The organism is Streptomyces sp. CB01635 (genome assembly GCF_002803065.1).
In the GTDB taxonomy this organism is placed as follows: Bacteria; Actinomycetota; Actinomycetes; order Streptomycetales; family Streptomycetaceae; genus Streptomyces.
Window position 1 is genome coordinate 36757 of record NZ_NNBL01000012.1, and the last position, 21251, is coordinate 58007.

Consider the following 21251-nt stretch of genomic DNA (forward strand, 5'->3'; position numbering starts at 1 on the left):
GACCTCTTCTTCCCTGTACGGAGGCGGGCGCGGGCGGCGGGCGTGTGCGCGGTACCGGCCGGGCTCAGTGGCAGACGGCCAGCGCGTCGAGCGCCACCGCGCCCTGGCCCCGGGGGAGCACCATCAGCGGGTTGATGTCCAACTCCGCGAGTTCGTCGCCCAGTTCGAGGGCCATCCGCTGGACCCGCAGGACGACCTCCACCAGCGCGTCCATGTCCACGGGCGGCGCCCCCCGCATCCCGTCCAGAAGCGGCCTGCCCCGCAGTTCGTCGAGCATCGCCCGCGCCTGGTCCTCCGCGAACGGCGGCACCCTCACCGCCGTGTCCCGCAGCACCTCCACGAGTACGCCGCCCAGGCCCACGGTCACCGTCGGGCCGAACAGGTCGTCCTGCGTGACCCCGACGACCATCTCGACGCCCCGCTCGACCATCTGGCAGACCAGGACGCCGTCCAGGTCGAGGCCCTCGTAACGGGCGATGTCGGTGAGTTCCCGGTAGGCGTCCCTGACCTGGCTGGCCGAGGTCAGGCCGACCTTGACCAGGCCGAGGTCCGACTTGTGCGCCAGCCGCGCCCCGGACGCCTTCATGACGACGGGGTAGCCGACCTGCCCGGCCGCCCGTACGGCCGCCGCGGCGCTGGTGACGAGCTGCTCGCGCGGTACGCGGATGCCGTACGCCCGCAGGAGCTGCTTCGCGGCGTGCTCGCTGAGCTGGCGGCCCGGGCGCATCAGGGCCTGGGCCTTGCGGAAGGAGGGGGAGGGCGTGCGGGGCGCCTCGGTGAAGGGCGAGCGGTAGGCGGCCGTGAACCGGTGGTGGTCCAGATAGGCGCGCACGGCCGTGATGCAGTTCCCGAACGTGCGGAACGTCGCGAGGCGCGAGGAGCCGAGAAGCGTCTCGCGGTAGGCGTCCTCGGTGCCCAGCGGCGAGCCCCAGACGACGCAGATCAGCTTGTCCGTGCGCTCCGCCGCCTCTGCCAGGTCCCGGGCCAGCTTGTCGCTCATCGGGGGGAACGGGCCGGTGATCGGGCAGATCAGGACGCCTATGGACGGGTCCTGGAGGATCGACTCGATGATTTTGGGGCCGCGCCAGTCACCCACGGGGTGGCCGCCGTTGTCGATCGGGTTCGCGACGTTGAGGTACTCCGGGATCCACTGGTGCAGCTCCTGCTGCTTCGCCTCGGACAGCGCCGGCAGGGTCAGGCCCGCGCGCGTGGCCAGGTCGGCGAAGTGGGCACCGGTGCCGCCGGATATCGAGTAGACCGCCACGCCGTCGGCGCGCGGGGGCCGCGCCCGCGCCAACAGGGCAGCCGTGTCCTGGAGTTCGTCGAGTCCGTCGACCCTGATCACGCCGAACTGGCGCATCGCCGCGTCCACCACCGTGTCCGCGCCGGTCAGCTTGCCCGTGTGCGAGGCCGCCATGCGGGCACCCGTCTCGGTGCGGCCGACCTTGACGGCCACGACGGGTACGCCGTTGCGCGCCGCGCGGTCCGCCGCGAGCAGGAAGCCGCGCCCGTCCTTGAGGCCCTCCACGTAACACGCGATCGCCCCGACCTCCGGGCGCTCGGCGAAGTACGAGATGAAGTCCGCGGTCTCCAGGTCCGCCTCGTTGCCCGTGGGCGCCCAGTGCGAGAGCCGTACGCCCAGCTCCTGCATCGTGTAGAGGGGGCGGCCCTGGTGGCCGGACTGCGTGATCAGGGCGATGGCCGGCCCTTCGAGGTCCTCGCGGAACTCGGAGAACGCGTTCAGGTTGGTGTTCGGGCCGAGCAGGCGCATACCCGAGCGGCTGACCGCCGCGGACAGGGACGACTGCGCGGCCGCCCCCTCCTCGCCCGTCTCGGCGAAGCCCGACGCGAAGGCCACCGCGAACTTCACCTTGGCCTGGGCCAGTTCCTCGATGACCGGCAGCGGGTCCGAGATGAGGAGTACGGCGAGGTCGACGGGTTCGGGCAGCGCGGAGACGCCCGGCGAGCACGGGATGCCGAAGACGGTCTCGCGGGTGGGGTGCACGGGGTGGAGGCGGGCGCCCACGCGCTCCGCCCACGCGATCAGCTGCCGCGTGATGCCCGTGTTCGGGCGGCCCTCGGCGTCGGACGCGCCGATGACCGCTATCGATTCGGGCCGGAAGAAACGGTCCAGGTCGGGCACCTCGCGGTGCAGTGGCCTGCCGCTCACGTCCAGGTCGTCCGCCCTGCTGTGCACGGCGGGTGCCGGCTGCTCTCCGCAGGCGATCGTGCGGGCCCGGCGGGGGTCGGTGGTCAGGGTGCCGTATGTCGATCCAAGCATCGGGTCCGCCCGCTCCTCGACTGGTGCTCACGTAACTGACGTAGTGTCAGATTACTGAACTGACGCTGTGTCAGGAACAGGGCTGCACGCAAAGGCTGTCACGGGTGTTCCCGCGGGCGTACGGGTTGGAACGGCGGGATGTGGCCACTGTGCAATGGGTGGCGTCGCGAGCGGATGGCTGCGTGCGGGTCGGTGGCCGGCCGGCGGCGCCGGCCGGGATCAGCCCGCGATCGCCTTCGCGATCTTCCGTGCGTCCAGGGCCAGTTCGCGGAACATGCCGCTGATCGGGTTCGTGTAACCCGTGAAGTAGAGGCCGGGTGCGGCGGGATCGGTCCGCCGGCCGTGCCTGGTCGGGCGGCCCCGGTCGTCGAGGACGCCGAGGTGGCCCACCAGGTCTTCCAGTGCGCGCCGGTACCCCGTCGCCGCGATCACCGCGTCGGGGGTGATGTGCGCGCCGTCGGCGAGGAGCACCTTGCCGTCCTCGAACGACTCGACGGCCGCGACCGGTTCGACCCGGCCCGTGCGTACGGCGTCGATCAGGCCGACGTCCTGCACGGGGATCGCGCCCTCGCGCACCCGCGAGTAGAGGCCGGTCGTGGGTCTGGGCAGGCCCTGTTCCGCCAGGTCGGGCACGCTGAGCTTCGCCATCGGGCGGGCCAGGCGGTCCACGAGCGCCACGGGCAGCCTGCGGCACAGGATGCCGGTCCGCTGTGCGGGCCAGCCCGCGGTGGACCGGCGCACGATGTGGGGCGCCGTGCGGACCGCGAGCCGGACGCGGGATGCGCCGCCCTCGGCGAGGTCCACGGCGATCTCGGCGCCGGTGTTGCCGACGCCGACGACCAGTACGTCACGGCCCGCGTACGGCTTCGCGTTGCGGTAGTCGCCCGCGTGGAGGAGCTCGCCCGTGTACGAGGAGCGGCCCGGCCAGTCGGGCAGGCGCGGGGTGTGGTTGTAGCCCGTGGCCACCACGACGGCGCTCGCGGCCAGTTCACGGCCGCCCGAGGCGCGTACGAGCCAGCCGTCCTCTGTGCGCTCCACGCGCGAGACCGCCACACCCGTGACGATCTCCAGCTGGTGGTGCTCGGCGTACTTCTCCAGGTAGCGCACGACGTCGTCGCGGGACACCCAGCGGCCGAAGCGGCGCGGGATCGCGAGGCCGGGGAGCCCGGAGAGCTTGCGGGTGGTGTGCAGGTGGAGGCGGTCGTAGTGGCGGCGCCAGGACGCCCCGACGTGCTCCGACTTCTCCAGGATCACGGCCCGTACGCCCCGCTCGCGCAGCGCCGCGGCTGCGGCGAGGCCGCCCGGGCCGCCCCCGATGACGTACACGGGGCGGTCCTGGTTGCGTGCGGCGGGCGCGGGCTCGGTGACCATGAGTGCGAGCGTAATCACCGTTCGATTTGATGGGTCTCGGTCAAGACCGGAATCGGTTGCGAATTCATCACGGCGTACGCCCCTTGCGGTAGCGCCCCCGCGTGCGCTGAACTGACGTTCCGTCAGAAACGGAGAGGAGGGCCCCGGTCGTGGACTCGATCTGGCTCGACGGCGTCGAATGGCTGGCCGTGCTGCGCATAGGCCTCGGACTGTGGTGGCTGGAGAGCTGGCGGCACAAGGACAAGAAGGGCTGGTTCGAGCGGGGCACCGGCATCGCCTGGGCCGCCGACGTCGCCGCGAAGCACCGGTGGAACGCCGTGCGCAGCGGCTTCGGCGCGGTCGTCACCCCCCGGCCGAAAGTGATGGCGTACATCGTCGTCTACGCCGAACTGGCCCTGGGCCTCGGTCTCGTGGCGGGGCTGCTGACACCCGTGGCCCTCATCGGCGGGCTGCTCCTGAATCTCCTGTACCTGGTCCTGATGATCCACGACTGGGCCGAGCAGGGACAGAACGCGATGATGGCCCTCATCTCGCTCGTGGCGCTCTTCGCCATGTCCTGGCAGGCATGGTCTCTCGACGCGGCGATCGGACTCTTCCTGTGACTCTTCCCGCGACCGTACGGTTCGACCTGCCCGAGCCCGACGCCTTCACCCGCCCCTACTGGGATGCGGCCGCCGACGGGACCCTGCTGCTCCGCCGCTGCCGCGCGTGTGAGCGAGCCCATCACTATCCGCGCGAGTTCTGCCCGCACTGCTGGAGCGAGGACGTGGTGTGGGAGCGGGCGTCCGGGACGGCCGTCCTCTACACCTGGTCCGTCGTCCACCGGAACGACCTGCCGCCCTTCGGCACCCGCACCCCGTACATCGCAGCCGTCGTCGACCTCGCGGAGGGCCCGCGGATGATGACGGAAGTCGTGGACGCGGAGGGCGACGAGCTGCGCGCAGGAATGCCCCTGGAGGTCACCTTCCGTCAGGTGGAGGGCTTCGCCGTCCCCGTATTTCGCTCGCGGACGTGAGGGGACGGGCGGCACCATGCGGTCATGACAGAGAGCCCCGCTCCCTTGCCCGGCTGGCACCTCACCGCTGACGTCGACGAGTTCCTCGCCCGCGCGGGCGACTACCTGCGCGCCGAGCCCGCCCTGCACACGGTCGCCCTCAGCGTCACCGCGAGCCTGCGGGAACGGGGGCCGGCGGTGTACGGGGCGCGGGGGCAGCTCTTCGGGGTGCTGTACGGGCCGGACGGCCGCGTGAGCGGGACGTTCCTGTGGACGCCGCCGTTCCGGATCAGCGTCAGCCCCCTGGACAGGGAGCAGGCGGACGCTCTTGCGGTCGCGCTCCAAGGGCGGCCGGTGCCCGGCGTGTTCGGGGTCGACGCGGCCTCGGCCGCCTTCGCCGACGCCTGGCAGTCCCGTACGGGAGCGCGGGCCCACCGCGCCGTCGAGCAGCGCCTCTACCGGCTCGGGGACCTCACCCCGCCGCATCCCGCACCCGCCGGGCGGCACCGCGTCGCCACCGAGGCGGACCGGGAGCTGCTGGTCCGGTGGCGCACCGCGTTCGCCGCGGACGCCGGCACTCCGGGCGGCGCCTCGGGCTCGGCGGAATGGGCCGACGAGCGGATCTCGTACGGCGGCGTCACCCTCTGGGAGACCCCGGACGGCGTGCCCGCCTCCATGGCCGGCGTGACCCGCGAGGCCGCCGGAGCGGTCCGGGTCGCGCCCGTCTACACCCCGGAGGAGCTGCGCGGCCGCGGCTACGCGGGAGCGGTCACCGCCGAGGTCAGCCGCGCCGCCCGGGCCGCGGGCGCGAGCGAGGTGCTCCTCTTCACCGACCTCGCCAACCGGACCAGCAACGGCCTCTACCTGCGCATCGGCTACCGTCCCGTGCGGGACTTCGCCGTCCACACCTTCACCGCCCCCGAGAACGGCTGACAGCTCATGATCGAAACCCCTGAGATACGTGGCCACGGACTGCTTCTGCGGGCCTGGCGGGCCGGGGACGAGGGGGACGCCGCCGCCGTACTGCGCGGGCTCGGCGATCCCGAGTTCCGGCGCTGGAACACCCCGCTCACCCCGGTCGACGACCTCGCCGGGGCCCATGAGTACCTGCGCTCGCGCCAGGAGGCGCTGGCGAGTGGTGAATCCGTGGCGTGCTGCGTCACCGACGAGAGCACGGGGGAGGTCCTCGGGCACGTGGGTCTCAACGCGATCATGCCCGTGTTCCGCAGCGCCCACGTCGGCTACTGGGTACTGCCCGAGGCCCGTGGGCGCCGTGTCGCGACCCGTGCGCTGAACCTCGCGTCACGGCTGGCCTTCGGTGAACTCGGCCTCCACCGGCTCGAACTCGGCCACGCACTCGGGCACGAGGCGTCCTGCCGGGTCGCCGACCGCGGCGGCTACCGGTATGAGGGCACGCTGCGGGGCGCGATGTTCGAGGCGGGGCGGCAGGACGCCTTCCGCGACGTGCACCTGCACGCCCGCCTCGCCTCGGACCCCGAGCCACCGGTGGCGTGAGCCGGCCGCGTCACGGCCAGAGAAGCTCCCGTACCCAGCCCGTCTGCGTGCTGCGGTACCTGAGGCGGATGTGGCGGCGGCGGGCGTCGCCCTGGAAGAACTCCACCTCGCGCGGGGCCAGCGCGTACGCCGTCCACGTGGGGGCGGGGGCCTTCGGGTCGGCTTGCGCGCGCTCCCAGGCCGCGACCGACGCCTGCTCCAACTCGTCCTGTGAGCCGAGGACTTCGCTCTGGTGGCCGACCAGGGCTGCGGCCAGCGCTCCCGTCGAGCGGACGTGCAGGTCGGCCTGGCCCACCTCGGGGGTCTGAGTGGTGACATCACCACGAACACGGATCTGGCGGCCCTGCGACGGCCAGTAGAAGCCGAGCGCGGCCCGGGGGTGCGCCGTGAGCTGGCGGCCCTTGGCACTGCCCGCGTGGGAGGCGAAGTGGAAGACGTCCTCGTCGGCGCCGTGCAGCATCACCGTACGGACGTCGGGCAGGCCGTCCCCGTCCACCGTCGCGAGCGACATGGTGTGCGGCTCGGTCTGGCCGGCGGCCACCGCCTCGGCGAACCACTCGACGAAGAGCGGCAGCGGGGCGGACGGGGCCGCGGACGGGTCGAACGCGGGCAGTTCGGTGTCCCAGACGCGCAGGGACTTCAGGATCTCTTGCAGTTCGGGCATGCACCGATTCTCGCGGTGAACGCGAGCGCCCCGCCGACCGGTCCGTCCGGAAGGCGGGGCGACGCGTAGGACAGGCGAGTCCCGTCGGATGAGTCGCGTCAGATGAGGTCCATCGCCGCGACCTCGTCCGGGCTGCCGTAGCTGACCGGGCCCTGGAAGCGGCGGCGGGCCGTCGCGAACCACCACACCGTCGCGATCACGAGTACGGCGACCAGGGCGATCGGCGCGTAGTTGAACGACGTCGCATTGATGGGGGACGCCTGCGGCAGCATGAACAGGACGCTGCTCGCCACGATCCAGACCACCGCGATCGCGGCGACGGGCTTGCCCCAGCGGCCCAGGTTCCACGGCCCCTGCTGGAAGTCGTCGTGGCGCAGGCGCAGATAGATCGGGACGGCGTACGCGAGGTAGAGACCCACGACGTTGACGCTCACGATCGCGGTGAACGCCGTGTGCGACCACCAGCCCGGCACCACGAGGACCAGCGAGCAGGCCGCCGCGAGCCACACGGCCTTCACGGGCGTGCGCGTGCGCGACGAGACCGAGTGCCACCAGCGGGAGCCCGGCATGGCGCCGTCACGCGAGAAGGCGAAGATCTGACGGGTGTTGCTCGTCATGTTGGCCAGGCCGCAGAACAGCATCGAGCCGATCACGATCAGCAGCAGGAGCTTCGCCGTCGTCATGCCGAGGGCGTCGATGAGGATCTGCACGGGCGGCGCCGACGCGCTCGCCTCCGCGGCGTAGTCCCCGATCGCGAAGACGAGGGCCAGCATCAGGATCAGGCCGGTGACGGCGGAGTAGCCGATCGCCCGCATGATGCCCTTGGGCGCGTTGACCGTCGCCTGGACCGTCTCCTCCGACATGTGGAAGCTGCCGTCGAAGCCGGTGAACGTCCAGCTGGTCACGAGGAGGCCGAGCAGGGCCGCGTAGATCCCGTTGGAGAAGCCGGTGTTGTTGGTGAACTGCGTGACGACCGACGCGGACTGGTGGTGGTCCGGTACGGCGATCAGCGCGACCACGATGACCACCATGCCGACGAGGAGCCACCACACGGAGATCCGGTTCACCAGTGCCACCAGCTGCACCGTGTACGTGTTGGCGAGCGCCTGGAGCAGCAGGATCACCGCCGTGATCAGAACCGTCTGCTGCGCCGTCGCGTGGTACGACGGCCACTGCATGACGACGAACGCCTGGATGAACGTCGCCGCCGCGTAGCCCGTCGCCGCCGTGCCGCCGACCTGCCCCACGAAATTCAGCCAGCCCGTGTACCAGGACCAGGCGCCCTTGTGCCGTTTCGCCAGCTTTCCCGCCGAGAAATAGAGCGCACCGCTCGTCGGATACGCCGATGCAATTTCGGCCATCGACGCTCCGACGAAAAGCACCATGGCCGCGACGGCTATCCAGCCGAACACGAGAATGCGCGGTCCTCCGGCGTTCATCCCGAACCCGAAGGAGGAGAAGATGCCGGAGATGATGTTGATGATCGTGAAGGAAATCGCGAAATTGTCGAACGCCTTGAAGCGCCGGGTCAGCTTCCGCGGGTAGCCCATCGCGTGCAGCGTCGCGTCGTCGTCGAGCGCGGCGGCGGGCCGCCCGGATCTGCTGGGGGACGTGGGGGGAGTGGGTGCGCTGGTCAGGGGGTCGGACACAACCTCGGCCTTCCGGTGTGGGGGAATTTCCGAAACCTGTGGGGCGGGTGGGGGTCAGGTGCTGTGGGGGACCGGCAGGCCGCACGCGCGCCGCGCCCTGCTGAGCTGTTCCCCGGGGTCACCGAAGACGCTCCACGGCATGCGGGACGCGTACGGGCCCATGGCCGTGAGCACCGCCCGCGCCTCGAAGGCGCACTGCGCCATGTGCAGCGCGTGCGCCAGATACGCCAGGTCGAGGACCGGCGTGAAGCGGTAACCCGCCACCTGCGGCAGCCAGTTCCGGTACGCGCCGAGCGCCGTCGCCTTCCACTGCGGCTGGTCCCAGGTGTGCTCGGAGAGGAGGTGCGCCGGGTTGTGGCCCTCGACGAGGGTGACCAGGGGCAGCAGGCGCAGCGGCGACGAGGCCGGGGCGCGCTGGCTCAGATACGCGGCCACGTCCCAGGCCGCGTTCGCGGTGCCGCCGTGCCGGGTGAAGAAGAACGCCAGGAACTGGTGGTGGGCCTCGCGGTGCCAGGGGTCGAGGCGCGTGACGTGCTCGAACTGGGCCCAGGGGCCGCGGGGTTCGGTGAGCAGGCCCTGCGGCGCGCGGTCGCGGGGCCGCTGGAGGCGGGCCATGGAGAGCCGGGCGGCCCACGGGGTGGGGTCCTTGGGCGCGAGGTCCGCGGCCCGGTCGCAGGCGGCGAGCGCTATCCGCCCGAGCGCCCCGATGCGCCGGTCGTGGGACTGGGCGGCGCGCAGGGTCCGGAACACGGCGACGCGCGCCCACAACAGGGCGGCGTCGGGGCCGGGCTCCTCCTCCAGCCAGCGTTCCGCGAGGTCGGAGTCGGCGGCGACGGAGGCCAGGACGAGGGAGCGGTGGGCGCGCAGTCCGAAGTCGCCGTGCGTCTCCTTGAGGACCGAGTGCGCGCCGAAGTAGCGGCCCGCCTTTAAGTCCGTGCAGGCCCTGGCCAGCTCTCGGTCGTCGGCGGCGGGATGCCAGACGTACTGTCCTTCGAACGAGCCGGCGGTCATGCTCCCCTGCCACTGTTCTGCTTTTCCGTACGGACGACGGGGAGCACCCTACTCAGGATCATGGCCTACGGAAACTGTGCATCCGAAATAACAGGTTCCGGGTTATTTATGACGCGGCTCGCGTCTCACCATCCGATTTCGGGTTCGCGATCGGTTTATTGAAATTGCAAATTTATTGTGCCGGTTCCCGGTTTCTTATGGACGCGGCCTCATGGACGAGGTCTCAGGATGTGCCGAGCACCACCGTTCCCGACGAGCAGAACCATCCGCCCGTGCCGGACGCCACCGCGAGCCGCGGCAGCCGCCCGCCCCCCTTGCGCACCTGGCGCTCCCCGGCCTCGCCCCGCAGCTGCCGTACCGCTTCCACCAGCAGGAACAGGCCCCGCATCCCCGGGTGTTGGGCCGACAGGCCACCGCCGTCCGTGTTCGTGGGGAGCCCGCCGTCCCGCAGCAGCCGTCCCTTCTCCACGAACGGTCCGCCCTCGCCCTTCGCGCAGAACCCCAGATCCTCCAGCGTCACCAGCGTCATGTACGTGAAGGCGTCGTAGATCTCCGCGAGGTCGATCTCGTCGGGCGTGACGCCCGCCCGCTCGAAGGCGAGCTTCCCGCTGACGGCCGCCGGGGACACGGTGAAGTCGTCCCACTCGGACATCGTCGTGTGCGACACGTACTCACCCGAACCGAGCACCCACACCGGGGACTTGGCGCAGTCGGGGAGCAGGTCCTCGGCGACGAGCAGCACGGCGGCGCCGCCGTCCGAGCGTATGCAGCAGTGCAATTTCGTGAACGGGTCCGCGATCATCGGCCCGTCGAGCACGTCGTCCACGGTGACCGGGTCGCGGAACATGGCCTCCGGGTTCAGCGCGGCGTTCGCCCGCGTCTGCACGGCGACCTCGGCGAGCTGTTCAAGGGTGGTGCCGTACTCGTGCATGTGGCGTCGCGCCGCCATCGCGTACTTGGCGATCAGCGAGTGCCCGTACGGCACCTCGAACTGGAGGGGGCCGCGGGCACCGAAACTCAGGTTCGACGTGCGCCGTCCGGCCTTGATGTCGGCGCGGGCCGTCGACCCGTAGGCGAGCAGGACCGCGCGGGCATGGCCCTGGGCGATGGCGTCCGCCGCGTGCGCCGCCATCACCTCCCAGGTCGAGCCGCCGACCGAAGTCGAGTCCACCCAGCGGGGTTTGAGCCCCAGATACTCGGCTACCTCGACCGGCGCGAGAATGCCGAGGCCCGCGCCGGCGAACCCGTCGACGACGTCGGGGGTGAGTCCGGCGTCGGCCACGGCGCGGCGGGCGGCCTGGGCGTGCAGGGCGTAGGGAGTGGCCTCGTCCACGCGGCCGCAGTCGGAGAGGGCGATGCCGGCGATGGCGACCCGGCGGGAACCGTGAAGTGCGGCAGTCATGAATCTGACGGTACATCAGATCGGCTGATCCGCCAGAGGATGTCTCTGCGCGTATGTCCGTGCACACCTCCGCGCTTACGTCTGCGCATATCGCTGTACATGCCTCTGCGCATATCTCTGTGCATCCCGTCCCCGCCGCCCTAACATGACGCCCCGTCAGAACAGGGGTTCCGGGGTCGCCGGACCCCCGGGGAGGAGCCCGTATGGACGCCGCCTTCACCGCGGAACAGGACGAGATCCGTGGCACCCTGCACGAACTCATGAACAAGCGCTGCGGACCCGAGGACGTCAAGGCCGCCGTCGGCACCCCCGCCGGCTACGACCCGGCCCTGTGGTCGGCCCTCGGCGGCGAACTGGGCCTGCCCGGCCTGGCCCTCCCCGAGCAGTACGGCGGAGTCGGCTGCGGGACCACCGAACTGGCCCTGGCCTGCGAGGAGTCGGGCCGCGCACTGGCCCCCACCCCGCTCCTGGCCACCGCTGCGCTCGCCGCCCCGCTCGTCCTCGCCCTCGGCACCGAGGCCCAGCGCGCCGCACTGCTGCCCCGCATCGCCTCAGGCGCCCTGACCGCCACGCTCGCCGTACCCGGCGAGGGCCTCGCCACCGCGCTCGGCCTGACCGGCGACAACCGCGGCGACTGGTCGGGCGGTGGCCGCGCGGGCGGCGTCCAGGCCAGGCAGGACGACCGCCATGACGGTGGCTGGAGGCTGTACGGGCAGGCCGACCAGGTCCTCGACGGACACAGCGCCGGCCTCTTGATCGTCGCCGCGCACACCGGCGGCTTCGCCCGCTCACGCACCCTGCTCTTCCTCGTGGACGGCGACGCGGAGGGAGTCGTCAGGACCCGCCAGACGTCCCTCGACGAGACGCGCCCCCGCGCCCGGGTCGAACTACGGCATGTGGCAGCCGAGTTGCTCGGCTCGGCGGAGGGTGAGGGCGGCGAGGTGGCCGGCGCCCTCGCCGCCATGGGCGACGCGGCCGCGACCGTACTCGCCGCGGAAGCCGTCGGTGCCGCCGAGCGCGCCCTGGAACGGACCGTCGAGCATGTGCGCCAGCGCGAGCAGTTCGGGCGGCCCATCGGCTCCTTCCAGGCGGTCAAGCACCGCCTCGCGGACGTCTACGTCCAGGTGCAGGCGGCGCGCTCCGCGGCGTACTACGCGGCTTGGGCGGCGGGCTCCGGGAGCGGCGAACGGACGGGCGGTCTCGCTCTCGCCCAGGCCCTGGAAGCGCTGCGCACCGCAGCGTCCGAGGCCGTCCAGCTGCACGGCGGCATCGGCTTCACCTGGGAACATGACGCCCACCTCTACATCAAGCGCGCGACCGGCGACGAACTCCTCTTCGGCCCCGTCCACCTGCTGCGCGCACGCGCCGCGGAATCCGCCGAGCTCTTCACCCGCCAGGAGGCGACTGCCTGATGGCACCACCCGGAGCAAGACTGATGCAGAAGGTCTCGTCGACCCGCGCCTTCGCCCGCGTCGCCCCCCATTTCATCCCCGCGATGGACCGCACCGTGCACCGGCTCACCCGGGGAAAGGTGCTGCTCAGCGCCCAGATGCTGCCGGGGGTCATCCTGACCGCGCGCGGTGCGAAGAGCGGACTGCCACGGCGTACGCCACTCGCCTGCATGCCTGAGGGCGAGGCGGGCACCTGGCTGCTGATCGGGTCCAATTTCGGCCGCCCGGGACACCCCGCGTGGACGGCGAACCTGATGGCCCACCCGGACGCCGACATCAACTGGAAGGGCGAGGACATCCCGGTCACCGCCCGGCTGCTCGACTCCGGCGAGCGGGCACAGGCCTGGGCGGCGGTGCTCACGTTCTGGCCGCCGTACGCGAAGTACCAGGCGAGGGTGGAGCGGGAGATCAGGCTCTTCCGGCTGGTGCGCCGGTAAGGCGGACCAGCGACTGAAACTGCAACAGCGGCGGCTCACGTGAGACGCGAACCGCCGCTGCTCGACAGGACCGGGAAACCCGAAGGACCGCTTCGGGGTTACTTCGTCGGCTTCTTGCCGGTGACGCCCAGGTGCACCAACAGGGCCAGATTGGGCTTGAGTTCGGCCTGCTTGACGCCCCAGGTCTGGAAGCCCTTCTGATGAGAGGCCACCGCCGCGAGCATCGCGACGAGCGAACCGGCCATCGCGGCGGGGCTCACGTCCTTGTCGACCTTGCCCTTCGCCTGGAGCTCCTTGACCGTATCCGTAAGGGAGTTGTTCACGGAGTTCAGGATCTTCATGCGGATCTTGTAGAAGCGCTTGTCGCCCTCGGCCGCGCCGAGGTCGACGACGCGCAGGATCGCATCGTTCTTTCGCCAGAACTCCAGGAACCCGTCCACGAGTTCCTGCGAGGTCTGCCAGCCGGCCTTGCCGACCCACGAGCGGCCCTCGAGGAGCTGGGTCAACCCGGCTCCCTCCGTGGCCATTTGCTCGGCAATCTCCAGGACGGCGCCCTCGACGTCCGGGAAGTACTGGTAGAAGGTCGCCGGTGAGGTGCCTGCCTTCCGGGCCACATCAATGACTTTGACGTCCCGGTAGGGCGAGGAGCTGAGCATCTCGCCGAGGCACTCCAGCAGCTTCTGACGCGTCGCCTGACCACGCCGTCCGGCCACTCGGCCGTCGACGGTACGTACTTGTCCTGTCATGCCGTCAGCTTACCGAGGGGTGATCGGAGCGCGATTCGGCCGACTGCAAATGGGGTTGGAGGCTCCGGCACATGGGTTGATGAGGGGCCGCCCGGGGCTTTTGCGCATGTGGGGGCCGGTGGGGTCGCGAACGTTATCAACAGCCTGTGGAAAACCCCGTGGATAAAATTGGCCAAGTGTTCGAATTGCGCGTGTCACCGGCCCGCGGACGCGGCACCCTGCCACCCAGGAGACACCCATCCCCATAGTGACGTACGGCACACCCGCGTACGGCAGGTGAACAGGAAGGACGCACGCCGATGGAGTTCGCCGAGGGCGCCCCCTGCTGGGCCGACGCCGCGCTCCCCGACGTGGAGTCGGGCAAGCGCTTCTACGGCGACCTCTTCGGCTGGACCTTCGACGAGGGCGCGGGCGTGGAGTACGGCTACTACACGCAGGCCTACAGCGACGGCAGGAGCGTCGCCGCCCTCGCCCCGGACCGCGACGGCCGCACGCCCACCGGCTGGACCGTCTACTTCAAGGCCCGCGACGCCGAGACGCTCGCCTCCGCCGTGCGGGACGCCGGCGGGCGGCTGCTCGTCGAACCCCTCTCCATCGGCCCCTTCGGCACGATGGCGCTCGCGGCCGACCCCGGAGGCACCGTGTTCGGACTCTGGCAGCCCGGCACCCACATCGGCTTCGAGGTGCAGGGGGAACCCGGCACGTTCCGCCGGGCCGAGCTCCACGCGCGCGACAGGGCGACCGTCGCCCCCTTCTACGCGTCGGTCCTCGGCCACGGCCCCACCGGCCTCGGCTTGTCCATCGCCACTGGCGACGCCCCCGCCCGCTTCCTCGTCCACTTCGCCGTCACCGACTGCGAGGCCACGGCCGACGCCGCCACCCGCCTCGGCGGCCGCGTAAAGGAAGAACCGTTCGACACCGCATACGGACGCGTGGCCGTCCTCACCGACAACCAGGGCGCCGCCTTCGCCCTCCAGCAGGGCTGAACGGGCCCCTCCGCGCCCCTCCCACTCCCTCCCGCTCCTCTTCCTCCTCCGCGGAACCCACCCGTAATGCGGCACCTCTCCCGTGACACCCCGATTTGCCCCCGGGTTCGCAACCGGAGCCCCGTACAGGAAGAATCGGGGTGCGTGCCGCCGTAGCGCTTCGGTGGTGAGACGCTGACCGGGGACTGTGCACAGCGACCCGGTCCCGTACGGGGAGGCAGGCAAGTGGTGGATCAGCTGACGCAGCACGATCCGAGGCGGATCGGCCCGTTCGAGGTCCTGGGACGGCTCGGCGCCGGCGGCATGGGACTCGTCTATCTCGCGCGCTCGGCATCCGGCCGGCGCGTGGCGATCAAGACCGTGCGGACCGAACTCGCCGAGGACCAGCTCTTCCGCGTCCGCTTCACCCGCGAGGTCGAGGCGGCCCGCGCCGTATCCGGCTTCTACACGGCAGCCGTCGTCGACGCCGACCCGCGCGCCGCCGTGCCGTGGCTCGCCACCGCCTACGTCCCCGCGCCCTCCCTCGAAGAAATAGTGAACGAGTGCGGGCCGCTGCCGGCCCAGGCGGTGCGCTGGCTCGCCGCCGGAATCGCCGAGGCCCTCCAGTCCATCCACGGCGCGGGCCTCGTCCACCGCGACCTGAAGCCGTCGAACGTGCTCGTCGTCGAGGACGGCCCCCGCGTCATCGACTTCGGCATCGCGTCCGGCGTCTCCAACACCCGCCTGACCATGACGAACGTCGCCGTCGGCACCCCCGCCTACATGTCGCCCGAGCAGGCCAAGGACTCCCGGAGCGTCACCGGGGCCTCCGACGTCTTCTCCCTCGGCTCCACCCTCGTCTTCGCCGCCACCGGACACGCCCCCTTCCACGGCGCCAACCCCGTCGAGACCGTCTTCATGCTGCTGCGCGAAGGCCCCGACATCGAAGGACTGCCCACCGAGCTGCGGCCGCTCATCGAGTCCTGCATGAAGATGGAGGCACCGCTGCGGCCCTCGCCCGCGGATCTCCAGGCCCAGCTCGCCCCGCACCTCTTCGGCTCCGGCAGCGACGACAGCGGCACCGCGTCCGCCTGGCTCCCCGAGCGCTCCGTCGCGCTCATCGAGGAACGCAGGGGCGGACGGCCCCCGGTCAAGAGCAGCGGGCCCGGCCGCGGCGGCAGCGGCGGACGGGGCGTGCACGGCGGCGCCCCCGGCCCCATGCCGGCCATGCCTGCCCAGCCCCCCGGCCCGCCCCCGTCCCACGCCCCCGGCACCGGTGGCTGGCGCCCCGCGCCCGCGCCCGTCGGCACCTCGGGCCTCGCACCCGACGCCGGGCCCGTACGCCTGGCCGGGGCGCAGGTCCCGATCGGCCCCGGCCCGCGCGTCGCCGACGCCCGCGCCGCCGCGGTGAAGGCACCGCCCGCCGACGCGGGCCTCGCCGCGTCCTGGTCCCGCCCCAAACCCGGCGTCAACGGCGCCCCCGATCCCGTGATCCCCGCCCCGGCCCCCGAGGCGGGCGCCGCCTGGCGGCCCTGGCGCTTCCGCATGTCGAACGACGTGTGGGGCACCCCGTCCGTGGCCGGCGACCTCGTCTACGTGACCTCTTTCGAGGTACACGCACTCGACGTGTCCACCGGCCGCCGCCGCTTCAAGACGCGCGACGTCGCCTGGTCCATGGCCGTGGCCGACGGCCGTATCCACGCCTCCGACGGCCCCACCCTCTACGCGCTCGACGCCCGCGAGGGACACGACCTGTGGCGACTGCAGACCGACGCCTGGGTGTACTCCCTCAAGGCCGACCGCGGCACCGTCGTCACCGGCACCCGCGGCGGTGGCGTACAGGCCTGGGAAGCCGTCAACGGCGACAAGCTGTGGGAGATCACCGGCGCCCAGACCGACTTCGAGTCCCCCGAGGCCGGACCCGTCATCCACGACGGCACCGTCTACGTCTGGAAGGACGCCCGGCTGCGCGCGCTGGAGGCCCGTACCGGCGAGGAGCGCTGGTCGTACCCGATCGGCGACGCGGCCTCCTGCGGCGGCGTCCCCGTCCGCCTCACCCAGGCCTCCGACGGCTACGTCTACGTGGCCGCCGGCACCCGCGTCCTGGCCGTCGACGTCGCGAGCGGCCACGTCCGCTGGCACTTCGAGGCGCCCGCCGTGTTCCTCTGCCCGCCCGCCTTCGCCCCCGGCCCGGCCGTCACCGGCGGCGGCGTCTACCTCGCCGACCACCTCGGCACCGTCTACGCCCTCGACGCCACCGACGGCCGCGACCGCTGGCGCATCGCGACGGAACCCCGCCCCTCGTCCATCGAGCCGGTTCTCGTCTCGCACGGCCACGTCCACGTCGGCAGCGGCCAGGGCCTCTACACCCTCGACGCCGTCACCGGCACGCCCAAGTGGCGCTTCCAGGCGGGCGGCGAGGTCGTCGGCTCACCCGTCGTCGCCGACAACCGCATCCACTTCGGCGCCACCGACCACCTCCTCTACACCCTCAAGGCCGACGACGGCCGCCTCCGCTGGAAGCTCGCCACGGGCGGCGAGATCACCGGCGCACCCGTGGTCAAGGACGGCGTGGTGTACGCGTGCAGCAAGGACCGCTGCGTGTACGCACTGGACGCGGAAAAGGGCACGGGGACGGCCTCGGCGCGCTAGGGCCTGTCGGTCGGCCTGTCACCCGGGCGCCGGCCAGGCTGCTCACCCGGCTGCTCACCCGGCCGCTCGTAGGGCTCGGTCGGCCTGTCGCGAGGCTGCTCACCCGGCTGCTCACCCGGCCGCTCGTAGGGCTCGGTCGGCCTGTCGCGAGGCTGCTCGTACGGCTGCTCGTACGGCGCGGTCTCGTCGTGCCGCCGCTCCTCCTCGTACCGCTCGTCCTCGTAAGACGGCTCCTCGTAAGGGGGATCCGGATACGGGGGCTGTTCGGCGTACGGCTGCATCGGGCCCTCCAGCGTGTGCTGGGGACCGTCGAGCGTGGGTGCCGGCGGTGGGACGGGGTCGGTGAAGTGCGTGGGCTCCGGGCCGCTGTCACCGGCGTACCCCTGGTCCGCGTCCTGGGGGAGCCGCTTCTGCCGCCCGCTCATCACGGCCGCACCCAGCAGCAGCAGGACGCCGCCGACGGCCGCGCCGGCCACCCCCACACCGAGACCGGAACCGTCACCGGCCACCACCATCCGTCCCTCCGCCTGCCCCACCCGCACCATCCACAGCACGGTGAACGCGAGCACCACCACGCCCGCGAACGCGACGAGCAGCCGCGACCGCAGTGCGAGGCCGATCAGCGTCGCGGCGGCGGCCACCGCGAACGGCAGGAAGAGGGAACCGAACAACTCCGCACGCGCGTCCGTCACTCCGGCACCCGAGAACAGGTCACCGAGGCGGTAGTAGCGCCCGTGACGGCCGTCGTACCACGCACGGAAGGGGCTGGAAACGGCGGCCGTCGCTCCGAGGAGAGCGAGGATCGACCCAAGGACGTTGCGGACCATGCGCAGCCTCCTGAGTGCGGCCCGGTTCGGCTCTCGGTCCCGACGCTACGCCGGGAGCACACCCCTCGCCACGCGGCGCTGCTACGGTGTCGGGTCGCCAAAAGGAACGCACGGATCACCATATTTTCGGGGGAGCAGAAGGATGCTGCGACGAGGACTGAAGCTCACGGCACTGGCGGCCGTGGTCGTACTCGCACTGACCGGATTCTCGACGGGCCGCGGCCACGGTTCGGGCAAGAGCAGGGGACACAGCAGCAGTAGCAGCGGAGGCGGCTGCTCCAGCTCGAAGCAGAACCACAGCGGATCGTCGTCGAGCACGACAGGCGGTTCGAGTTACGACGATGACGACGACTCGTACGGCAGCTCCAGCTCGGGCTCCTCGGGCTACACGTCGGGCGGCAGCAGCTACAACAGGCGCCCCACCCGCACCCCCAGCACCTCGGGGAGCGGCCGGAGCGCCGACATCACGGCGAAGGTCCTCAAGTGCGCGGGCAAGGACTCCCCGTACGCGTCCGTCGAGCTCAGGAACCGCGGCGGCCGGCAAGGCCGCTACAACCTCACCATCCACTTCCAGGACGCGAGCGACATCACCGTCATCGACGGCAGCACGTCCGTCACCGTCCCGGCCAACGGCACGAAGGTCGCCAAGGTGAAGCCCGGCGGCGGCGCGGACCTGCTCCAGTCCATCGACCACTGCCAGCTCGACGGCGCCCCTGCCCCGAGCTGAGGCCCTGCTTCCCCGCTGCCGGTCACCGCACCCGGAACCCGCCCGGCCGCCGGGCGGAGAACAGCTCGGCCTGCCGCTCCGGAGGCAGATTTCCCAGGGCGATCAACTGCGGCGCGTGCGCGAGGGCCTGCGTGCGCGCCGCCTCCCTGGCCGCCCACACCGCCCGCACCGTGCCCTGCACGGCCTCGGTCGGATACGACGCGATCGTCTCGGCGCAACGCACCGATGCCGCCAACGCACCGCCGGGCACGGTCAGTTCGGACACGAGCCCGGTCTCGTGAGCGCGCCGGGCCGAGATCCGCTCGGCGGTCCCCATGAGCGCCATCCGAGCCACCTCGCCGAACGGCATGCGCTGGGCGAGGTGGATGGTCTCGTAGGCGCTGACCATGCCGTAGGTCGTATGCGGGTCGAAGAACGTGGCGCTCTCGTCGGCCACGACGAACTCGCTCTCGCCGATGAGATAGAACGCCCCGCCGCACGCCATCCCGTTGACGGCGGCGACGACGGGCTTCCACAGGTCATTGGCCTTCGGCCCGACCGCGACGAGCGGATCGTCGATGCTGTACGGGGAGTGCGGCTGCGGCACATCGGCGTCGCGGTCGATCCCCGTACAGAAGGCCCGCTCACCGGCGCCGGTGATGACGACGGCGCGCACGGAGTCGTCGAACCTGAACCCCCGCCACACGGCGGCGAGTTCATCGGCGGTCACCAGATCGATCGCGTTGTGACGCTCGGGCCGGTCGAGGGTGACGACCGCGACCCCGCTCTCCTTGTCGGTCTCGACGCGCACGCTCACGGCCGCTCCAGAACCCAGCGCGGCATCGTCACACCGTCGACGTCGGTGAAGGCGACCTGCACCTTGGCGCCGATGCGCAGCCGCGCGGGGTCGACGGAGTTCAGGGCCGCGTCGGCGGAGGCCACCAGATTCCCGACGAGCCGGATCCGCGGGGCGTCGGCCAGCTCGACGATGATCGCGTTGTACGGGGCGACGGCGGCGTACGCGGGCAGCAGCGGCGGATGCGGAACGACGTAGGACCAGATCCGCCCGCGCCCGCTCATGAGCCGCCACTCACTCTCGAACGACCCGCAGTGCGGGCAGCACGGACGAGGCGGAAACCGCAGCTCACCGCAGGTGGGGGAGGCGCAGGACTGGATGCGGAGCTGGGATTGGGCGGCGTAGCGCCAGAAGGGTGCACCGTCGTCATCGATGACAGGTGACAGATAACAGATTTCAGATTCTGTCATTGGTCAATCCAACTTCCCTTTTTGTCATTGGTCAGTGCAACGCCGTGAGCCGGACTCCGTGAGTCCATCTCCGCCCCGCCTCCGCCCCTCACGCCCCCCGCAGCAGCAATGCCGACGTAGGTACCCCCTCGCCCGCCGTCACCAGGCATGTCCCCGCGTCCGGCACCTGCGCCGTGCTGATGCCGCGTAGCTGTTTCACGCCTTCGTTGATCAGGTTGAAGCCGTGGACGTACGCCTCACTGAGGCCGCCGCCGCCCGTGTTCAGCGGCAGGCGTCCGCCGATCTCCAGCGCCCCGCCCTCCGTGAACGCCCCGCCCTCGCCCCGCCCGCAGAACCCGTACCCCTCCAGGGACAGCGGGATCAGTGGCGTGAACGCGTCGTAGATCTGGGCGACGTCCACGTCCTCCGGCCCGAAGTCGGCCTGTTTCCACAGGTGTCGGGCGGCGGTCCAGGCCGGACCCGTCAGCGGATCGTCGTTCCAGTAGTTGACCATCCCGTGATGCTGGGACGGCAGCCCCTGCGCGACCGAGTGCACGTACACCGGCTTCTGGCGGCAGTCGCGCGCTCGCTCGGCGGAGACGATGACGCACGCCAACGCGCCGTCCGTCTCCAGGCAGTTGTCGAAGAGGCAGAGCGGCTCGCTGATCATGCGGGCCGTCATATACATGTCGCGCGTCAGCGGCCGCTCGTACATCATCGCGGCCGGGTTCTGGTTGGCGCGGTTGCGGCAGGCGAGCGCGACGTTGAAGAGGTGGTCCCTGGTCGCCCCGTACTCGTGCATGTAGCGCCGCGCGAGCATCGCGATCTCGTCGGCGGGGCGCAGCAGCCCGTACGGGCGGGTCCACTGTGCCGGCGTCGGCAGCTGGACGGCCGTGTTCTTCCACGGGCGCGGCCCCGACCCCCGTTTGCGCGAGCGCCAGGCGACCCCGACACTCGCCTGCCCCGTGGCGACGGCGGCGGCCAGGTGCGCGACCGTCGCGCACGATCCGCCGCCCCCGAATCCGACCTTGCTGAAGAAGGTCACGTCCCCCGCACCGACGGCCTTGGCGACCTCGACCTCGTCGGTCTCCTCCATCGTGTACGAGGCGAAGGCGTCGACCTCGGACGGCGCGATCCCGGCGTCGTCGAGCGCGGCGAGAATCGCCCGGCACGCCAACGTCTTCTCACTCTCGGGGAGTTGTTTGCCGAAGGGCGTCTGCCCGATCCCCACTATGGCCGTCGCGTCCTTGAGCCCCGCCATCGCAAGCCACCTCCGCGCGTCGTGATGCCACCACGATCGTCCCGTCTGCTGACAGCGCGTCAGGCTACCGTTAA

Annotated in this window: 20 protein-coding genes; 9 read left to right on the plus strand and 11 right to left on the minus strand. The window is 71.5% G+C overall.

The genetic code is table 11. The features are described 5' to 3' along the window. Positions 1–64 precede the first annotated feature (64 nt). Complete coding sequence (locus CG723_RS26635; RefSeq protein WP_100596035.1) at positions 65–2281, minus strand: acetate--CoA ligase family protein; 2217 nt, start codon at positions 2279–2281, stop codon at positions 65–67. A 219-nt stretch (positions 2282–2500) separates the two neighbouring features. After that, entirely contained in the window at positions 2501–3652 is a 1152-nt protein-coding gene (locus CG723_RS26640; protein WP_100596036.1) for a flavin-containing monooxygenase, read from the minus strand. A gap of 149 nt (positions 3653–3801) precedes the next feature. Between CG723_RS26640 and CG723_RS26645 the strand changes: the two genes are divergently transcribed. The 4 genes from CG723_RS26645 to CG723_RS26660 are packed head-to-tail and all read left to right on the plus strand — an operon-like array spanning position 3802 to position 6161. Beyond that, entirely contained in the window at positions 3802–4254 is a 453-nt protein-coding gene (locus tag CG723_RS26645) for a DoxX family protein (protein WP_100596037.1), read from the plus strand. Next, positions 4251–4667: a Zn-ribbon domain-containing OB-fold protein gene (locus tag CG723_RS26650; protein WP_234374528.1), complete on the plus strand. Its 417-nt coding sequence runs from the start codon at positions 4251–4253 to the stop codon at positions 4665–4667. The genes CG723_RS26645 and CG723_RS26650 overlap by 4 nt, the downstream gene beginning before the upstream one ends. A 24-nt stretch (positions 4668–4691) precedes the next feature. Then, complete coding sequence (locus CG723_RS26655; RefSeq protein WP_100596039.1) at positions 4692–5579, plus strand: GNAT family N-acetyltransferase; 888 nt, start codon at positions 4692–4694, stop codon at positions 5577–5579. A gap of 6 nt (positions 5580–5585) precedes the next feature. After that, on the plus strand, positions 5586–6161 hold the full coding sequence (locus tag CG723_RS26660) for a GNAT family N-acetyltransferase (protein WP_100596040.1): 576 nt from the start codon (positions 5586–5588) through the stop codon (positions 6159–6161). 10 nt (positions 6162–6171) lie between these two features. On the opposite strand, the gene CG723_RS26665 is transcribed toward CG723_RS26660, so the two are convergent. The 4 genes from CG723_RS26665 to CG723_RS26680 all read right to left on the minus strand — a co-directional run bounded on the left by CG723_RS26665 (position 6172) and on the right by CG723_RS26680 (position 10887). After that, on the minus strand, positions 6172–6825 hold the full coding sequence (locus tag CG723_RS26665; RefSeq protein WP_100596041.1) for a pyridoxine/pyridoxamine 5'-phosphate oxidase: 654 nt from the start codon (positions 6823–6825) through the stop codon (positions 6172–6174). A gap of 98 nt (positions 6826–6923) precedes the next feature. Continuing rightward, a complete protein-coding gene (locus CG723_RS26670; RefSeq protein WP_100596173.1) occupies positions 6924–8375 on the minus strand; it encodes an amino acid permease in 1452 nt (483 codons plus the stop codon). 153 nt (positions 8376–8528) lie between these two features. Further along, positions 8529–9485 carry a hypothetical protein gene (locus CG723_RS26675; RefSeq protein ID WP_100596042.1) on the minus strand — a complete coding sequence of 319 codons (957 nt, stop codon included), beginning with the start codon at positions 9483–9485 and terminating at the stop codon, positions 8529–8531. A 223-nt stretch (positions 9486–9708) separates the two neighbouring features. Continuing rightward, positions 9709–10887 carry a thiolase C-terminal domain-containing protein gene (locus tag CG723_RS26680; RefSeq protein WP_100596043.1) on the minus strand — a complete coding sequence of 393 codons (1179 nt, stop codon included), beginning with the start codon at positions 10885–10887 and terminating at the stop codon, positions 9709–9711. A 203-nt stretch (positions 10888–11090) separates the two neighbouring features. Here CG723_RS26680 and CG723_RS26685 point away from each other — a divergent pair, with 203 nt between their 5' ends. Together CG723_RS26685 and CG723_RS26690 are read left to right on the plus strand one after the other, a co-directional pair. Then, positions 11091–12299, plus strand: a complete 1209-nt coding sequence (locus CG723_RS26685) for an acyl-CoA dehydrogenase family protein (protein WP_100596044.1) — start codon at positions 11091–11093, stop codon at positions 12297–12299. Then, positions 12299–12775, plus strand: a complete 477-nt coding sequence (locus CG723_RS26690; RefSeq protein WP_100596045.1) for a nitroreductase family deazaflavin-dependent oxidoreductase — start codon at positions 12299–12301, stop codon at positions 12773–12775. Before CG723_RS26685 ends, CG723_RS26690 begins: the two co-directional genes overlap by 1 nt. Positions 12776–12873: 98 nt before the next feature. Here CG723_RS26690 and CG723_RS26695 read toward each other — a convergent pair whose 3' ends face one another. Further along, positions 12874–13521, minus strand: coding sequence for a TetR family transcriptional regulator (locus tag CG723_RS26695; protein ID WP_100596046.1), 648 nt, complete (start codon positions 13519–13521; stop codon positions 12874–12876). 299 nt (positions 13522–13820) lie between these two features. Here CG723_RS26695 and CG723_RS26700 point away from each other — a divergent pair, with 299 nt between their 5' ends. Together CG723_RS26700 and CG723_RS26705 are read left to right on the plus strand one after the other, a co-directional pair. Then, positions 13821–14507 carry a VOC family protein gene (locus tag CG723_RS26700; RefSeq protein ID WP_100596047.1) on the plus strand — a complete coding sequence of 229 codons (687 nt, stop codon included), beginning with the start codon at positions 13821–13823 and terminating at the stop codon, positions 14505–14507. A gap of 225 nt (positions 14508–14732) precedes the next feature. Next, on the plus strand, positions 14733–17138 hold the full coding sequence (locus CG723_RS26705) for an outer membrane protein assembly factor BamB family protein (RefSeq protein WP_100596048.1): 2406 nt from the start codon (positions 14733–14735) through the stop codon (positions 17136–17138). Here CG723_RS26705 and CG723_RS26710 read toward each other — a convergent pair. Further along, positions 17135–17965, minus strand: a complete 831-nt coding sequence (locus tag CG723_RS26710; protein ID WP_199841906.1) for a hypothetical protein — start codon at positions 17963–17965, stop codon at positions 17135–17137. The genes CG723_RS26705 and CG723_RS26710 overlap by 4 nt on opposite strands. A gap of 142 nt (positions 17966–18107) precedes the next feature. Here CG723_RS26710 and CG723_RS26715 point away from each other — a divergent pair, with 142 nt between their 5' ends. Further along, on the plus strand, positions 18108–18692 hold the full coding sequence (locus CG723_RS26715; RefSeq protein WP_100596049.1) for a hypothetical protein: 585 nt from the start codon (positions 18108–18110) through the stop codon (positions 18690–18692). Positions 18693–18714: 22 nt separating this feature from the next. Here CG723_RS26715 and CG723_RS26720 read toward each other — a convergent pair whose 3' ends face one another. The 3 genes from CG723_RS26720 to CG723_RS26730 all read right to left on the minus strand — a co-directional run bounded on the left by CG723_RS26720 (position 18715) and on the right by CG723_RS26730 (position 21177). After that, positions 18715–19488, minus strand: a complete 774-nt coding sequence (locus tag CG723_RS26720; protein WP_100596050.1) for an enoyl-CoA hydratase/isomerase family protein — start codon at positions 19486–19488, stop codon at positions 18715–18717. Further along, positions 19485–19937 (minus strand): Zn-ribbon domain-containing OB-fold protein, encoded by a 453-nt coding sequence (locus CG723_RS26725; RefSeq protein WP_100596051.1) that lies wholly within the window; start codon positions 19935–19937, stop codon positions 19485–19487. The genes CG723_RS26720 and CG723_RS26725 overlap by 4 nt, the downstream gene beginning before the upstream one ends. An 88-nt stretch (positions 19938–20025) precedes the next feature. After that, the gene (locus CG723_RS26730) at positions 20026–21177 is read right to left on the minus strand and encodes a lipid-transfer protein (protein WP_100596052.1); all 1152 of its coding nucleotides are present in this window, start codon (positions 21175–21177) and stop codon (positions 20026–20028) included. Positions 21178–21251 lie beyond the last annotated feature (74 nt).

What these genes read in the sequence shown, in the direction of transcription:
- CG723_RS26635 (WP_100596035.1), bottom strand. Translation starts at nt 2,281, where the DNA reads ATGCTTGGATCGACATACGGCACCCTGACCACCGACCCCCGCCGGGCC.
- CG723_RS26640 (WP_100596036.1), bottom strand. Translation starts at nt 3,652, where the DNA reads ATGGTCACCGAGCCCGCGCCCGCCGCACGCAACCAGGACCGCCCCGTG.
- CG723_RS26655 (WP_100596039.1), top strand. Translation starts at nt 4,692, where the DNA reads ATGACAGAGAGCCCCGCTCCCTTGCCCGGCTGGCACCTCACCGCTGAC.
- CG723_RS26660 (WP_100596040.1), top strand. Translation starts at nt 5,586, where the DNA reads ATGATCGAAACCCCTGAGATACGTGGCCACGGACTGCTTCTGCGGGCC.
- CG723_RS26665 (WP_100596041.1), bottom strand. Translation starts at nt 6,825, where the DNA reads ATGCCCGAACTGCAAGAGATCCTGAAGTCCCTGCGCGTCTGGGACACC.
- CG723_RS26670 (WP_100596173.1), bottom strand. Translation starts at nt 8,375, where the DNA reads ATGGGCTACCCGCGGAAGCTGACCCGGCGCTTCAAGGCGTTCGACAAT.
- CG723_RS26675 (WP_100596042.1), bottom strand. Translation starts at nt 9,485, where the DNA reads ATGACCGCCGGCTCGTTCGAAGGACAGTACGTCTGGCATCCCGCCGCC.
- CG723_RS26680 (WP_100596043.1), bottom strand. Translation starts at nt 10,887, where the DNA reads ATGACTGCCGCACTTCACGGTTCCCGCCGGGTCGCCATCGCCGGCATC.
- CG723_RS26685 (WP_100596044.1), top strand. Translation starts at nt 11,091, where the DNA reads ATGGACGCCGCCTTCACCGCGGAACAGGACGAGATCCGTGGCACCCTG.
- CG723_RS26690 (WP_100596045.1), top strand. Translation starts at nt 12,299, where the DNA reads ATGGCACCACCCGGAGCAAGACTGATGCAGAAGGTCTCGTCGACCCGC.
- CG723_RS26695 (WP_100596046.1), bottom strand. Translation starts at nt 13,521, where the DNA reads ATGACAGGACAAGTACGTACCGTCGACGGCCGAGTGGCCGGACGGCGT.
- CG723_RS26700 (WP_100596047.1), top strand. Translation starts at nt 13,821, where the DNA reads ATGGAGTTCGCCGAGGGCGCCCCCTGCTGGGCCGACGCCGCGCTCCCC.
- CG723_RS26710 (WP_199841906.1), bottom strand. Translation starts at nt 17,965, where the DNA reads ATGGTCCGCAACGTCCTTGGGTCGATCCTCGCTCTCCTCGGAGCGACG.
- CG723_RS26715 (WP_100596049.1), top strand. Translation starts at nt 18,108, where the DNA reads ATGCTGCGACGAGGACTGAAGCTCACGGCACTGGCGGCCGTGGTCGTA.
- CG723_RS26725 (WP_100596051.1), bottom strand. Translation starts at nt 19,937, where the DNA reads ATGACAGAATCTGAAATCTGTTATCTGTCACCTGTCATCGATGACGAC.
- CG723_RS26730 (WP_100596052.1), bottom strand. Translation starts at nt 21,177, where the DNA reads ATGGCGGGGCTCAAGGACGCGACGGCCATAGTGGGGATCGGGCAGACG.